The organism is Bacillus sp. VA13 (assembly GCF_055710085.1).
In genome coordinates, this window is the sequence record NZ_JBVQPP010000001.1 from 1,081,257 (window position 1) to 1,096,361 (window position 15,105).

The following is a 15,105-nucleotide window of genomic DNA, read 5'->3' on the forward strand; positions in this document are numbered from 1 at the left end:
ACTCCTCATCCAATAATTAATCGCCTTTAAACGCGCGTTTTACCTTGTCAAAGAAACTCATTTCCTGTTCGTCAGGCAAGTTTCCGCTGACCTCGGCAAATTCGCGGATAATGTCTTTTTGTTTATCTGTCAGGTTTGTCGGCGTAACGACGCGGACGACGATATGCTGGTCACCCTGTCCATAGCCTCTGACATTTTGAACGCCTTTGCCTCTTAATCTGAATTTTGTCCCTGTTTGTGTACCGGCAGGAATTTTCAATTTCACTTTTCCATGCAGCGTCGGAACTTCCACTTCATCACCAAGAGCAGCCTGAGCAAACGTTAACGGCATTTCACAGTAAATATCATCGCCGTCACGCTCGAAGAACTCGTGGGCGCGCACGTGGAACACGACAAATAAATCCCCGGCAGGGCCGCCGTTTACTCCTGGTTCACCCTGTCCCGAGAGACGAAGCTGCTGCCCGTCATCTACACCGGCTGGAATTGTCACGTTGATTTTTTTGCGTTTTTTGATTTTTCCTTTGCCGCCGCAATCCGCACATTTGTCTTTAATAATTTTGCCCGTACCTTCACAGTGGTGGCAGACCCGTCTGTTCACGACTTTTCCAAACGGCGTATTTTGCTCCACGTTTAACTGGCCGGAGCCTCCACAGTGGGAGCACGTTTCCGGGTTTGTTCCAGGTTTCGCACCTGAACCTTTACATGTGTCGCACGTTTCCTCACGCGGAATTTCGATGGTTGTTTCTTTACCGAAAGCGGCATCCTCAAACGACAAGGTCATCGTATATTGCAAATCGGCACCTTGGCGCGGTGCGTTTGGATCTCTTCGTCTAGTGCCTCCGCCGAAAATACTTGAAAAAATATCATCGAAACCAAAACCGCCGAAATCGCCGCCGCCAAAACCTCCGCCGCCGAAGCCCTGATTAGGATCAGTATGCCCAAATTGGTCGTAATGTGCACGTTTTTGGTCATCTGACAGCGCTTCGTACGCTTCTTTTACCTCTTTAAATTTTTCATCTGATCCGGCTTCTTTATTAATATCTGGATGATATTTTTTTGACAGCTTCCGATAAGCTTTTTTAATTTCATCCTTTGAAGCGCTCTTACTTACTCCCAGCACTTCATAGTAATCACGCTTACTCATCTCGCTTCACTCTCCCGAATTTCTCACATAAATTAGATTGTATCATTTTGAATTATGATTTTTCAATTCCTTTTATCCCGGGCAAGAAAAAAAGTCAAAGCCAAGAGATGCCTGACTTTGACTTTCTAATCATTGAATCAGATTATGAAATGTGCTCTTTTGGTCAGCCCCAGAAGCGGGACTGACTCGGAGAAGAACTTATTTTTTGTTTTGGTCGTCGTTTACTTCTTCGTATTCAGCGTCAACAACGTTGTCATCCGCTTTGCCTTCAGCGTTTGCTCCGCCTTGAGCTTGCTGTGCTTTGGCAGCTTCTTCATAAAGCTTCATAGAAAGCTCTTGAACGATTGCTTGAAGCTCATCTTTTTTCGCTTTGATCTCTTCAAATTCATTTTTCTCAATCGCTGCTTTTAAAGCGTCTTTGGCATCATTGGCTTTTTTCACTTGTTCTTCGTCCACTTTGCCTTCAAGATCTTTTAATGTTTTCTCAGTTTGGAAAACAAGCTGATCTGCTTCGTTGCGGACTTCGATTTCTTCTTTTTTCTTCGCATCAGCGTCAGCATTTTCTTCCGCTTCTTTTACCATGCGTTCGATCTCATCATCAGAAAGACCTGAAGAAGATTTGATTGTAATGTTTTGCTCTTTTCCTGTGCCTAAGTCTTTTGCTCTTACGTTTACGATACCGTTTTTGTCAATATCGAAAGAAACTTCGATTTGAGGTACGCCGCGCGGTGCTGGCGGGATATCAGTAAGCTGGAAGCGGCCGAGTGTTTTGTTGTCGGCAGACATAGGGCGCTCACCTTGAAGAACATGGATATCAACAGCTGTTTGGTTATCAGCAGCAGTTGAGAACACTTGAGATTTGCTTGTCGGGATCGTCGTATTGCGGTCGATCAGTTTTGTGAACACGCCGCCCATTGTTTCGATACCGAGAGAAAGCGGTGTAACGTCAAGAAGAACTACGTCTTTTACGTCACCAGTGATAACGCCGCCCTGAATCGCAGCACCAAGCGCCACAACTTCATCTGGGTTTACGCCTTTATGCGCTTCTTTTCCAGTTTCTTTTTTGATTGCTTCTTGTACGGCAGGGATACGAGTTGATCCGCCGACAAGGATAACTTTGTCGATTTCGCTTGCAGAAAGTCCTGCATCTTGAAGCGCTTGACGGACAGGACCCATTGTGCGCTCTACTAAATGAGAAGAAAGCTCTTCGAATTTAGCGCGAGTTAATGTAAGTTCAAGGTGAAGCGGTCCTGCTTCTCCAGCTGTGATAAACGGTAAAGAAATTTGCGTAGAAGATACGCCGGAAAGATCTTTTTTCGCTTTTTCAGCTGCGTCTTTCAAACGTTGAAGCGCCATTTTGTCTTTTGACAGATCAATGCCGTTTTCTTTTTTGAATTCAGACACAAGGTGATCGATGATGACTTGGTCAAAATCGTCACCGCCCAGACGGTTGTCACCGGCAGTTGAACGAACTTCGAATACACCGTCGCCAAGTTCAAGGATTGAAACGTCGAATGTACCGCCACCAAGGTCGTATACTAGGATCGTTTGATCTTCATCTGTTTTATCAAGTCCGTATGCAAGCGCTGCTGCAGTCGGCTCGTTGATGATACGTTCTACTTCAAGACCTGCAATTTTACCAGCGTCTTTTGTCGCTTGACGCTCAGCATCGTTAAAGTAAGCAGGAACTGTGATAACTGCTTTTGATACTGTTTCGCCAAGATAGCTTTCAGCGTATGATTTAAGGTGTTGAAGGATGATAGCAGACACTTCTTGAGGAGTGTAATCTTTTCCTTCAATTTCCACTTTATAGTCAGTACCCATATGGCGTTTAACAGACATGATTGTGTTAGGGTTTGTGATAGATTGGCGTTTAGCCACTTCCCCTACTTGGCGTTCGCCGTTTTTGAATGCAACAACTGATGGCGTTGTGCGGTTTCCTTCAGCGTTAGCAATAACTTTAGGCTCGCCGCCTTCAAGCACTGCCACACATGAGTTTGTTGTTCCTAAGTCGATTCCGATAACTTTACTCACTTGAATAACCTCCTGCTATGTAATTATTGATTCACTTTTACCATGGAAGGGCGAATGACGCGATCCTTCAGCTTATAGCCTTTTTGCATTTCCTCAACAACAATGTTGGAGCCATAGTTTTCATCTTCAGCCTGCATAACGGCTTGATGCAGATTAGGATCAAATTCCTGCCCTACAGCTTCGATGGCTTCCACGCCTTCTTTTTTCAAGGCTTCTACGAGCTGACGGTGGACCATTTCCATTCCCTGGAGCAAACTTTTCGTCTGTTCATTGTCGGCTTCAACTTGAAGCGCTCTTTCAAAGCTGTCAAGAGCCGGCAGCAAATCAGCCACGATGTTTTGAGAACGGTATTTTTGGGACGCTTCCATCTCTAAACGGCTGCGTCGTTTATAGTTTTCAAAGTCTGCTTGAACACGCAAAAGTTTGTTTTCTTTTTCCTCAAGCAAACCTTGCAATTCGTTAATTTGATTTTGAAGAAGTTCGCTTTCATTTGTTTCTTCCTGCTGTTCTTCAGCGGCAGCTTGTTCTTCAATGACTTCTTGCTCTTCTGTTTCGTTTTGTTCAACGGTTTGTTTTTCTTCTGACATTGTGTTCACCTCCCTCAAAGTGTAAGGAGAAGGGCGGGTGCTGCCCTTCGATAAAATTTGCCAAAATTCCCTTATTCATCATACAAATTTGTTAATGCTTTTGACAAGTCCGAAGTCACATGCTGAAGCAGGCTGACAACCCTGGAATAATTCATGCGGGTCGGACCGATGATCGCAATTGAGCCGATCTGCTTCTGATCAACGGAATAAGAAGCCGTAATCAGACTGCAGTTTTCCATCTCTTCATAGTCGTTTTCTTTCCCGATTTTAATCGAAATTCCCGTGTGTGGGGATTGAACGAGCTTTAAAACATCCTGTTCTTTTTCAATTAATGAGAGAAGCGACCGAACTCTAGTGATATCATGGAACTCCGGCTGGTTCAGCATATTGATTTTTCCGCCGAAAAACAATTTTTCAACGTGATTTGTGGAATGAAAGGTTGAATGAAGCGCGTCAAGAATATTGTCATAGTTCTTAATGTGCTGTCTTAGGTACATGACCACTTCCTTAAATATGCGCTCATTCAGTTCATCCATTGGAACGCCGCTTAAACGGTCGTTCAATATATTTACCAGCTTTTCAATATCAGACAGATCCATTTTGGCTGGAAAATTAATCGTTTTGTTTTCCACATGCCCTGTATTGGTAACGAGAATTGCTACCGCCATATCAGGCTGAATCGGTATGATTTGAATCTGTTTAAGGTAATTCTCACTCAGCTTCGGCCCGAGTACGATGGATGTGTAATTCGTCAGATCGGACAATATTTGCGCTGATTTTTGTACTGTCTTCTCCAGCTCGAAAATTTTCTCTTTGAAGATCGAGTGGATTTGGTCCAGGTCGCTTTTTGTCAGTTTGACGGGTGAAAGCAAATGGTCAACATAGTACCGGTACCCTTTTTCCGACGGAACACGTCCTGAGGATGAATGGGTTTTTTCAATGAAGCCCAATTCTTCCAAGTCAGCCATCTCGTTTCTTATTGTTGCAGAGCTAAATGTGATTTCATCTTTTTTTGAAAGAGTTCTTGATCCTACCGGCTGTGCCGATTTAATAAAATCGTTGATTATGACCTGAAGGATCAGCAGCTGACGATTTGTTAACATCATCATCACCTCTGTTAGCACTCTCAATAAGCGAGTGCTAATTCTATAACAAAAGTATCAAACCACAAGAAAAATGTCAATTATAACTCACCCAAAAAAGCGCCAAAAACTTCATTACCTAATAATTTCCCTTGATGAGTCAAACAAACGGCAGACTCCGAATTGTGAATCAGCCCTTTTTCAGTGAGATCTTTTAATACGTTTGGAAAAAGTTCATCCAGTGAACGACCGTATTTTTCTGCAAATCGTTTTTTGCTGACACCGGCTGTTTTTCTCAAGCCTAAAAACATTTCTTCTTCAATTTGTTCCTCTGTTGTCACGTCATGTGTATCTCTGTACGGAAAGCCTTTTTCGGCTATCAGGTCAATGTAATGTTTGACAGGTCCTACGTTGACTGTCCGTGTGCCGCTGAAATATCCGTGGGCCCCTGCTCCGAAGCCGAAATATTCCTCGTTGCTCCAATACGTCAGATTGTGCTTTGATTCCAAACCTGTCTTGGCAAAGTTGCTGATTTCATATTGATGAATGCCGTGAGCTTCCATGCGTCTCATCACCATTTCATACATTTCGGCTTCCTGCTCCTGCGGCGGAAGGTGAAGCCGCCCTTTTTGCATCAAATTATAAAATACCGTTTTCGGCTCTACAATGAGGGAGTATACGGAATAATGCTCGGCATCCAGCGATAAAGCAGTGTTTAAAGAATGATCCAGATGCTTGAGGGTTTGTCCCGGGAGCCCGAACATTAAATCAAGACTGATATTGTCAAAGCCGATTTCCCGCGCCCTTTCAAAAGAGGCAAATACATCTTTTTGCTTGTGCACCCGGCCGATTTTTTCTAACAGATCGTCTTCGAACGTTTGGACACCAAAGCTGAGGCGATTTACGCCGGCTTCTTTTAATATTTTTAATTTCTCTGCGGACAAGTCGTCCGGATTCGCTTCAACCGCAAATTCCGATAATGCGCTTGAGGGCTTCAGCACTCGTATGATCATGTCCATCAACTTTTTGAGCTGTTCCTCAGAGAGAGAGGTCGGCGTGCCCCCTCCGATAAAGATCGTTTTGAGGTCAGGCTCCCCTGCTTTTGCTATTGTATTTATCATTTCCTGTTCGAGTGCGTTTAAATACTCGTCAACAGGCTGGCTTTGAATAAAATATTTATTGAAATCGCAGTAGTGGCAAATGTGCTCACAAAATGGGATATGGATATAAGCTGATTTCAACGAATTCACCTTCTTTACAGAAAGAAGCCGCAGTACAGGACTGCGGCGGCTTCTATTATTTTTTCGGACTGTCGTCCATTTTCAGGACCGCCATAAATGCTTCTTGCGGCACTTCAACTGAGCCGACCTGCTTCATTCGGCGTTTTCCTTCTTTTTGTTTTTCAAGAAGCTTCCGTTTCCGCGAGATGTCTCCGCCGTAACATTTAGCCAATACGTTTTTACGCATCGCTTTAATTGTAGAGCGGGCCACGATTTTCTGGCCGATCGCCGCTTGAATCGGTACTTCAAAGTGCTGGCGCGGAATGAGCTCTTTCAGTTTTTCTACAATTACTTTTCCGCGTTCGTACGCATAATCGCGATGCACGATAAATGAAAGGGCGTCGATTTTTTCTCCGTTCAGCATAATGTCCATCTTGACAAGTTTAGACGGTTTGTAGCCGATCAGTTCGTAATCAAAGGACGCGTAGCCTTTTGTGCTTGATTTCAGCTGATCAAAAAACTCATAGACGATTTCCGCTAATGGCATGTCATAAACAATGCTGACGCGATTAGCGTCTAAATATTGCATGTCGATAAAATTGCCGCGTTTTCCTTGGCAAAGCTCCATCACTGCACCGACATAATCGTTCGGCACCATCATTGTCGCTTTTACATACGGCTCTTCTATCCGTTCAATCTTTTGAGGGTCAGGCATATTTGACGGATTATCAACCACCACTTTTTCTCCGTCTGTCATATACACATCATATATAACACTCGGTGCCGTGGTGATCAGGTCAATTTTAAACTCACGCTCAATCCGCTCCTGGATGATTTCCATGTGAAGCATACCTAAAAATCCGCAGCGGAAACCGAATCCGAGCGCTTGGGATGTCTCTGCTTCATATTGAAGCGATGAGTCATTCAGCTCAAGCTTTTCAAGAGCTTCCCTTAAATCGTTGTATTTGGCCGTATCGATCGGATATAAACCGCAATACACCATCGGGTTCAGCTTGCGATATCCAGGCAATGCTTCGGCAGCCTGATCGGCCGCGCTTGTTATCGTGTCACCGACGCGTGTGTCACCGACATTTTTGATCGCGGCAGTTAAAAAGCCTACATCACCGACCGTCAGTTCATCTGTCGGAGTTGCTTTCGGCGTGAACACACCGACTTCTGTCACTTCAAACTCTTTGCCGGTCGCCATCATTTTGATTTTTTGCCCCGGCTTTACCGTTCCTTCAACAACTCTGATATACGCCACGACACCGCGGTAAGCGTCATAAAGCGAGTCAAAGATCAGCGCTTTGAGCGGCGCCTCCGGATCTCCGGTCGGAGCGGGCACCTTTTCTACGATCTGTTCTAAAATCTCCTCAATCCCGATACCGGCTTTTGCTGAAGCAAGCACGGCTTCTGATGCGTCAAGGCCAATAACATCCTCTACCTCTTGGCGCACGCGTTCCGGCTCGGCGCTCGGCAGATCGATTTTATTGATGACCGGAAGTATTTCAAGATCGTTGTCAAGCGCTAAGTAGACATTGGCGAGCGTCTGCGCTTCAATTCCCTGTGCTGCATCCACGACAAGAATCGCTCCTTCGCAGGCAGCAAGGCTTCGGGATACTTCGTACGTGAAGTCGACGTGTCCTGGCGTATCAATCAGATGAAAAATGTATTCCTCTCCGTCTTTTGCTTTGTATTTAAGCTGAACAGAGTTTAACTTAATCGTTATACCCCGTTCACGTTCAAGATCCATAGAATCGAGCAATTGTTCTTTCATTTCTCGTTGAGTGATTGCCGACGTTTTTTCTAAAATACGATCCGCTAAGGTCGATTTTCCGTGGTCAATATGGGCAATGATAGAGAAGTTCCGTATTCTCGACTGCCTCTCTAAACGCTTTTCTTTATCTGTCACAATCTATCACTCCTACTATTAAACGCAAAATACACTAGCTTAGATTATATCAATAGGATTGTAAAGATTCAATGTAAAACAAGAAAGAGAAAAGTTCCCTGCCATACCTGGGCTGCTTTTCTCTTTCACGCACCTATTGATTCAGATCCCGTATCCATTCATACATTGACTGGGCTGTGTTGGTTACGGTGTCCGAAAGCGCTTTTCCGGCTTTAGAGAACACATTGAACGTTTCCACCTGTTCCAGTTCTTTTTGTTTTTCTTCTAAATCTTTCGCCGTGACTGTTTCTCCTAAGATCGAGGCTTCTTTTTCATTGTTTTTTCCGTCAGTGAGCGTAAACGCCCCCTTAAGTGAAGGGTCATGATAACCTTTCATACTGAGCATCCCGTTATTCGCCTGCTGCATGCCGAACAGAACACCTAAAAACATGATTGTGACAAGCAGCAAGCATTTGCCAAAGTATGCAATCAAATCAATCACCTATTTCTTATTGTTTTTTCGTCTCGCCGCTCTCCGCGTTGACCTTTTCAGCATCCCAGTACAATTCGCTGAATACATCCGCGGCTGCGTCAGCCGCACGCTGCAGCTCTTCGAGATTATTATCCACTCCGCCAAATTCGAGCAAAAGCGCTCTGTCAGTTAAATCCTGGTTGTAAACACCATTATCGCCTGGCGAGCCTTTTGAAAAGACACCTGTGCTGAGTCCGGGGTATTTTTTCTCCATCAGCTTATGAAGCTCGCTCGCAATTTTATAGTTTTCTTCGAAGTTTTTGCTTTTTTTGCCAACGACAAAGGCTACCCGGGCATAGCTTTTCCCCTTAATCGTTGCCGTCGTATCTTTTTTGCGCCGTGAGTCTCTGTGGATGTCAATGATATATTGCAGATTTTTGTTTGAGGCGAGCGCATCTTTGACGACCGGTCTTGATTCATCATAGGATCTGGCATAGTTTAAGCCTTTTTTGTTCAGCTTTGCCTGTATGTCGGTTTTGTTCACTGTGGCTCCGATGCCTTGAGATTCAAGCGCTTTTCCGAACATATCTCCTACGAGCGTGACGTTGGCTTTAGAATGGCGCGCCATATCAGGATCGGTCTCGCCTTTTAATAGAGGAAGATATGATTCCGTATTGTGCGTGTGATAGATAAAGACAACCTTTTTATCACCAGTTGTTTGTTTCGGCGGATCTTTTTGCGCATTGTCTGATTGTGTTTGCTGTTTTTCAATCTCTGCCAAATTCGCTTCTCTTTCTTCCTCCATTACCTTAGACGGCGGCGGGGATTCCGCCGGCATATTCGTATAGTCCGTGCCTTGTCCAGCTAACAGAATCTCAGTATCAAATTGCGCAAACCCCGGCAGCTCCCGGCCGAGAAAGCTCCGCGGATCTTCGAGGTTAATACTTGTCGCCAGCTTCAAAGAAAGACGCGAAAGATGAAATGAACTATCGGTTTGAGATAGATCAGAAGCGAAATAATGGTTTTCCATCCGCAGCAAGTGTGCAAACACGTCACCCGGCAATTCTTCAGCAATTCCGTAAAAAGAGTCAGACGACGGCCTGAGTTCCGGCCGGAGAGACGTCAGCACACCGGATAGAACAAAAATCACGATAAGGCTTACGATAAATAGAAAGATGGCTTTTACCGCTTTCCCGCCATTTACCGCAACAACAATTTGTCTGTTTCTGCGTTTATTTCTCATTGAATCCCTCCAGCGCTTGTCTAGTAATTACTCTATGAACAAGCTAGAGGAAGTAGAACTGTTTAGTGATTGTAGGAGCCTTTGTTTTCTTGTGACACTTTTTCGTGAAGCGCTGTGTTTAACCCATTCGCCAGCACATTTGCCATATCGTCGATAAAAGAATCAACTTCCTTCGGCGTAACCATTAAGTTGTGGCCTAAAGGCGAAAGCACCTCGTGAATGAGCTGTCGTTTTTCATCTTCTTGAAGGGTTCCGACAATGCCGAGGAACGATTGACGCTGCTCTTGATCAGGAAGATCTTCTTCAGTGAGCACTTTCTTTTTCCCAAACGTCATGCCAGCCGGAACAAGCGATCTTGACGGCCTGTTATCCTTCATTTCTCTGCCAAAATGTTTTAATATGTAGTCCACCGTATCGCTGGCAATCGTCACGGCATCAACGACCGTCGGAACTCCGATTGCAATCACCGGTACGCCAAGGGTGTCTTTGCTTAAATCTTTTCGTTTATTCCCTACCCCTGATCCCGGGTGAATGCCTGTATCCGATATTTGAATGGTAGTGTTGACCCTTTCCACCGCCCGCGCCGCCAATGCATCAATGGCAATGACAAAATCAGGCTTCGATTGCTCAATCACACCTTTAATAATGTCGCTTGTTTCGATTCCCGTAATCCCCATCACACCAGGTGCAAACGCACTGACGGGCCTGTAGCCCTCCTGCACATTTTCCGGCTGAAGCTTAAACAAGTGCCTTGTGACCAATAGATTTTCTACAGCCATCGGTCCCAGCGCGTCAGGTGTTACGTTCCAATTGCCGAGCCCGACGATCAAACAGCTCGCATCTTTTGAGAGATTAAGGCTTTCAAGAAAAGCCGAGAATTCCTCCGCAAAGACAGCAGAGACCTTTTCCTGCATTTCCGAATCATTCTCTCTGATTCCTTGTGCCTCAAGCGTTAAATAGCGCCCTTCTTTTTTTCCCGAGAGCTCCGCGCCTTCCTTTGTAATATCAACAGTGCGGATTTTAATGCCGCCGCGATCGCGTTCTTTTTCAATAAAACCTTTAATTTCTTTTGTCGGCACAGCCTGCTGATTGGCCATCGCTTCCTTCGTTTCAACTGCTAAATCGGTACGTATCAAATATTGATTAACATCTAGCTCACTCTTTTTCATCAAGGGGCCTCCTTCACATTAAGTACCTATATTGTTGCCATTTGCTGAATGAATCATGCTAAAAAGAGACCCTTCAATGAAAAATACTTTACATTTATATTGCAATCTAAAGATGTGTTTGATAGAATACAATTTGTTCTATTGTGAAGAAGATTTAACCTTAAGACACTGTGCTACAGGTTGTATCTTAGGAGGTGAAACACATGCCAAACATTAAATCAGCGATTAAACGTACAAAAACAAACAACGAACGCCGCGTTCATAACGCGACAATCAAATCTGCTATGCGTACTGCAATCAAACAAGTTGAAGCTTCTGTTGCCAACAACGAAGCTGACAAAGCGAAAACTGCTCTTACTGAAGCAGCTAAACGTATTGATAAAGCAGTGAAAACAGGTCTCGTACACAAAAATACCGCAGCTCGTTACAAATCAAGACTAGCGAAAAAAGTGAACGGACTTTCTGCATAATATAAAAACGATCCTCAATAATGGGGATCGTTTTTTTCATTTCTTTTTAACAGCTGTAAAAGGAACAGTTCGAGCAGGAGCTGCTTGTCCTTTTTCCCTGTTTTCATCTCATAGTCCATGACGGCAAGCTGTTCAATAATTGACCGGAGCTCGGCTTCTGAAAAAAGCCTTGCTTGATCCATCGCCAGCTTTACCCGAAATGGATGAACTTTTAAGTTAGAAGCGATTTGCTTTTGTCCGTATCCTTGTTCCGCGAAGTACTTTGTTTGCAGGATCAGCCGGAACTGGTTCGAAATAAGCGCCATGATTTTGATTGGTTCTTCATTTTGTTTGAGCAAATCATAAAAAATTTGCAGACTCTCCGTTCGTTTTCGGTTGACGATTTTATTAATCAGCTCAAAAATATTTTGTTCAAGGCTTCTCGCAACAAGCATTTTCACATCATCCAGCGTAATTTCTTCACGATCTCCAATAAACGTGCAGAGCTTTTGAATCTCCTGAAAAATCGATGACAGATGTCCATTCACAAGCAGAACCAAATGCTCCGCCGCTTCCGTGCCGATTGTTTTCTGCTCGGTTTTTGCAAGGTTGACAGTAAAATCTGTCGTCTCCTTTGCGTTTAATTCCTTCGCCTCCATCATAAATGCGTGCTTCTTTAGCGCTTTCGTCAGTTTTTTCCGCTCATCCAGCTTTTCATACGGGGCAAGCAGGACAAAGACCGTGTAAGGCGCAGGAGATTGTATATATGTTTCAAGCGCACTGACGTTGTGCTCAATTTTTTCTTTTTTCTTTTCACCTGTTAAAAAGTATGGATTTTTCACAATAACAAGACGCCGCTCCCCCATAAACGGGAACGTTTCAGCATCTGCAATTGCTTGATCCAGCGGGTCCTCTTCCAGATCAAAAACGGATAGATTGAAATCCTTTGTCTCCTGATCAATGACCGTCTGTCTGATCCTGCTGACGGTTTCTTGCAACAGATACGTCTCTTTTCCGTATAAACAATAAACCGGATGAACATCTCCCTTTTTCAGGCTTTTCCACACATCAAATACCATTGTTGTACGACTTCCTCTCTTTCATCATCCCCTTCTATCCTAAATTGAGTTTGCAAAATAGTAAAGAGGAAGCCTGACTGCTGCTTCCCCATTTATATTAAACGCCTGTTCGCAAGCCCCCGGGACAGCTTGTAAAAAGGCGATAATCACCAGAACAGAAAACGTTACCTTAGCTTCTAGATTTTTCAAAACGATTCCATTATACTTAAATCAGTCAGGAGGGATAAAGTTGAATGATTTTGAAAAAAACGTTCAAAGCAAACGAAATGATGCTGTAGATTCAGCTGTTGGTTTTGTTGTGTCCTTCGGATTTTTCGCCTTCTTGTTTGTTATGGCAACGGTTATTCACCTGGTTGGTTCATAACAGCGACTGCCCGGGCTGCTGATTTCTCAGCAGTCTTTTTTTAGTTCGTCTCTGTTATATCTGATGTATCATATGGAGGATAGACAGAAAAGGTTCCAACTCTGTTTTTATATCTATATTGGATTGTTCCGTTTTGATCGGTGCGGAGCACGCGGATGGAATGTCTCTGTAATATTTGCAGAACTTCTTGATGGGGATGATGGTACCGATTGTTTGCCCCCGCCGAGATAATGGCCGTTTTCGGCTGAAGCTGTTTGATGAATTCTTCACCGGTAGAGCCTTTGCTTCCATGGTGCCCCACCTTTAATACGTCCGCTTTTATATTCGGAAACACGTTCATTACCTCCTGTTCCCCTTCTTTCTCCAGATCCCCCGTCAAGATCCAGCTCATACCGCCCGTTTTCATCCACAGAACAAGAGAAGAATTATTTTTGCTTGCCGGATCAGGTGTTTCCGGTGACAGTACATGGAACTGCAAATCCTTTATTTGCAATACATCGCCTCGCTTCACCTCTTCAATTGGCACTCCCTCCTCTCTGGCAGCCTGCAGCACTTTTTCGTCTTTAGGTTCCGACACGAACCCTTTCGGAATCACGAGGCGTTTCACTTTATGATGCTTCAGCAGAGTCTCCGCCTCTCCAATATGATCTTGGTCAGCATGCGTCAGAATTAAAGCATCAAGCTGTTTAATTCCCTTAGCAGTTAAAAACGGAATCAGCACCTTTTCTCCCAGTGAAAACGGGTGCTGTTTTTGCCGCCAAGGCTCTGACAAGTAAGACAAAGTGCCGCCAGTATCAATTAAGACATGGCCCCGCTGATGCGGAGCACTTACATACATGCTGTCACCCTGTCCAATATCAATCATATCGACCTCTCCTTCAGAACTAAGACGAGGATAAATAAAGAGAAGACTGAGCACAGCGCAGCACATGCCGCCAGTTACCATCAGCTGCGAAAAGGAGCGTTTTTCAATCGCCATAAGCAATAGGATGATCGTGACCGTGAACAAAAAGAGCAGAGCAGGTGCGGGACGTGCAATGATGATCGTGAATACATCAATCTCTGCAATTTTTGTGATGAGCTTGTTGGTCCAGCTCATCAAGAAATCAAACCAGCTGAAAAACAATCGACCGGCCGAAGCGGAAAGGCTTAATAGAAAAACACCTGCTACAGACCCCGGTAAAACACAGAAGGTATAAAAAGGAACCAGCACCATGTTCATCGGTATGCTGATCATGGAAAACTGCTGGAAATGATACAGGAGAACAGGAAGTGAGCCCAGCTGAGCGATCATCGATACCATTGCCAGCTGACCTAATAAGGTTTTGACTTGCTGAAAAATAGAAGAGGAAAGTATTAAAGAAAAACTGACGGCGAACGACAGCTGAAAACCGGCTTCGAAGAGATGGTAAGGATTGAAGAGCAAGAGGACGATATATGAAAGGCAGATTGCACCGGCTGAATGCACACGCCATTTCACGAGACTTCCAGCCAAGTAAATGCCCGACATCAGAGCGGCGCGAAGCACTGAAGGAGCTGCGCCCGTCAACATCACATAGAGCGGCAGAAATAACAGCAACATGATTGCCGCCTTTTCTCTTGTTACCCCAATACGGATCATGATATAAAACAAGCCGGCTGTCAAAATGCCGATGTGGAGTCCTGAAATCGCCAAGAGATGGACGACACCAAGCTTTTGATACGCGTTAAGCACTTCGTCTTCCACATAAAATCTGTCACCGACTGTAAGTGCTTGTACGATTCCTGCCGAATTAGGAGGCAGCAGGTCGTTTGTGAATGATACAATGTATTTTCTCAAACTGGGCAGCTTATGCTTAAAATTTGCAGGGTCGCTGCAATTTTGGATCGATGTGACAGAATAGTTCCAGTGAATATGCTGTCGGTAAAGATATTCGTTATAATCAAATGTACCCGGCACTGTTGAATGTTTCGGTTCTTCCAATGAACCAGTTAATTCACATGCCATTCCTGGTTCTATGTATGAAAGCCGATCTTTTTCATCAGCAGACTGAATACGATACGATGCGGCCCATTTTTCACTATCAGGCGTCTTAACGACCATAGACATACGGTCGCCATCAATTTTAGGGATACTGTCAATCACTGCCTTAAATTGATAGGTGCCCCGCTGATATAAAGAGACATTCTGGGAATCTGTCACTGCATACAGTGCAAAAAACAATATAAAAGAGAAGAAACAAACAAAAATGAGAAAAGCGTGTCTCGTTTTGATTAAAACGATGAGGAGAAAGAGGAGGAAGAGAAAAACAGCGGAGAAATAAGCGGCGGCAGTAATTCCAGCCGTTGCCGAAGCTGCCGCCAAAGGCAATAACAAACGCGAATTACGCAT

At 44.3% G+C, this 15,105-nt stretch carries 14 protein-coding genes; 2 read left to right on the top strand and 12 right to left on the bottom strand.

Features of this window, described 5'->3' with window-relative positions:
* Positions 1–16 precede the first annotated feature (16 nt).
* From dnaJ to gpr, 9 genes are all read right to left on the bottom strand, one after another.
* A complete protein-coding gene (gene dnaJ / locus AC0C66_RS05565) occupies positions 17–1,144 on the bottom strand; it encodes a molecular chaperone DnaJ (RefSeq protein ID WP_014114461.1) in 1,128 nt (375 codons plus the stop codon).
* Positions 1,145–1,342: 198 nt separating this feature from the next.
* The gene (dnaK, locus tag AC0C66_RS05570) at positions 1,343–3,178 is read right to left on the bottom strand and encodes a molecular chaperone DnaK (protein ID WP_014114462.1); all 1,836 of its coding nucleotides are present in this window, start codon (positions 3,176–3,178) and stop codon (positions 1,343–1,345) included.
* A 23-nt stretch (positions 3,179–3,201) separates the two neighbouring features.
* Positions 3,202–3,765, bottom strand: coding sequence for a nucleotide exchange factor GrpE (gene grpE, locus AC0C66_RS05575; protein ID WP_003237097.1), 564 nt, complete (start codon positions 3,763–3,765; stop codon positions 3,202–3,204).
* A 71-nt stretch (positions 3,766–3,836) separates the two neighbouring features.
* Positions 3,837–4,868, bottom strand: a complete 1,032-nt coding sequence (hrcA, locus tag AC0C66_RS05580) for a heat-inducible transcriptional repressor HrcA (protein WP_090558124.1) — start codon at positions 4,866–4,868, stop codon at positions 3,837–3,839.
* An 80-nt stretch (positions 4,869–4,948) separates the two neighbouring features.
* Entirely contained in the window at positions 4,949–6,088 is a 1,140-nt protein-coding gene (hemW, locus tag AC0C66_RS05585) for a radical SAM family heme chaperone HemW (protein ID WP_072183546.1), read from the bottom strand.
* Positions 6,089–6,143: 55 nt separating this feature from the next.
* Positions 6,144–7,979 (bottom strand): translation elongation factor 4, encoded by a 1,836-nt coding sequence (gene lepA, locus AC0C66_RS05590; protein WP_014114466.1) that lies wholly within the window; start codon positions 7,977–7,979, stop codon positions 6,144–6,146.
* 133 nt (positions 7,980–8,112) lie between these two features.
* Positions 8,113–8,451 (bottom strand): YqxA family protein, encoded by a 339-nt coding sequence (locus AC0C66_RS05595; RefSeq protein WP_061186856.1) that lies wholly within the window; start codon positions 8,449–8,451, stop codon positions 8,113–8,115.
* Between the two features lie 16 nt (positions 8,452–8,467).
* Positions 8,468–9,673, bottom strand: a complete 1,206-nt coding sequence (gene spoIIP / locus AC0C66_RS05600) for a spore autolysin SpoIIP (RefSeq protein WP_014114468.1) — start codon at positions 9,671–9,673, stop codon at positions 8,468–8,470.
* A 62-nt stretch (positions 9,674–9,735) separates the two neighbouring features.
* Positions 9,736–10,842 (bottom strand): GPR endopeptidase, encoded by a 1,107-nt coding sequence (gene gpr, locus AC0C66_RS05605; RefSeq protein WP_088679294.1) that lies wholly within the window; start codon positions 10,840–10,842, stop codon positions 9,736–9,738.
* A gap of 203 nt (positions 10,843–11,045) precedes the next feature.
* Here gpr and rpsT point away from each other — a divergent pair, with 203 nt between their 5' ends.
* Positions 11,046–11,312, top strand: coding sequence for a 30S ribosomal protein S20 (gene rpsT, locus AC0C66_RS05610; protein WP_003229989.1), 267 nt, complete (start codon positions 11,046–11,048; stop codon positions 11,310–11,312).
* A gap of 14 nt (positions 11,313–11,326) precedes the next feature.
* On the opposite strand, the gene holA is transcribed toward rpsT, so the two are convergent.
* Entirely contained in the window at positions 11,327–12,370 is a 1,044-nt protein-coding gene (gene holA, locus AC0C66_RS05615; protein WP_061186855.1) for a DNA polymerase III subunit delta, read from the bottom strand.
* Between the two features lie 39 nt (positions 12,371–12,409).
* Positions 12,410–12,559, bottom strand: coding sequence for a hypothetical protein (locus tag AC0C66_RS05620; RefSeq protein ID WP_003229985.1), 150 nt, complete (start codon positions 12,557–12,559; stop codon positions 12,410–12,412).
* A 40-nt stretch (positions 12,560–12,599) separates the two neighbouring features.
* On the opposite strand from AC0C66_RS05620, the gene AC0C66_RS05625 reads away from it, so the two are divergent.
* Positions 12,600–12,734, top strand: a complete 135-nt coding sequence (locus AC0C66_RS05625; RefSeq protein WP_003229983.1) for a YqzM family protein — start codon at positions 12,600–12,602, stop codon at positions 12,732–12,734.
* Between the two features lie 40 nt (positions 12,735–12,774).
* On the opposite strand, the gene AC0C66_RS05630 is transcribed toward AC0C66_RS05625, so the two are convergent.
* Complete coding sequence (locus AC0C66_RS05630; protein WP_072183543.1) at positions 12,775–15,105, bottom strand: DNA internalization-related competence protein ComEC/Rec2; 2,331 nt, start codon at positions 15,103–15,105, stop codon at positions 12,775–12,777.

What these genes read in the sequence shown, in the direction of transcription:
- spoIIP (WP_014114468.1), bottom strand. Translation starts at nt 9,673, where the DNA reads ATGAGAAATAAACGCAGAAACAGACAAATTGTTGTTGCGGTAAATGGC.
- holA (WP_061186855.1), bottom strand. Translation starts at nt 12,370, where the DNA reads ATGGTATTTGATGTGTGGAAAAGCCTGAAAAAGGGAGATGTTCATCCG.
- dnaJ (WP_014114461.1), bottom strand. Translation starts at nt 1,144, where the DNA reads ATGAGTAAGCGTGATTACTATGAAGTGCTGGGAGTAAGTAAGAGCGCT.
- rpsT (WP_003229989.1), top strand. Translation starts at nt 11,046, where the DNA reads ATGCCAAACATTAAATCAGCGATTAAACGTACAAAAACAAACAACGAA.
- grpE (WP_003237097.1), bottom strand. Translation starts at nt 3,765, where the DNA reads ATGTCAGAAGAAAAACAAACCGTTGAACAAAACGAAACAGAAGAGCAA.
- AC0C66_RS05630 (WP_072183543.1), bottom strand. Translation starts at nt 15,105, where the DNA reads ATGCGTAATTCGCGTTTGTTATTGCCTTTGGCGGCAGCTTCGGCAACG.
- hrcA (WP_090558124.1), bottom strand. Translation starts at nt 4,868, where the DNA reads ATGTTAACAAATCGTCAGCTGCTGATCCTTCAGGTCATAATCAACGAT.
- gpr (WP_088679294.1), bottom strand. Translation starts at nt 10,842, where the DNA reads ATGAAAAAGAGTGAGCTAGATGTTAATCAATATTTGATACGTACCGAT.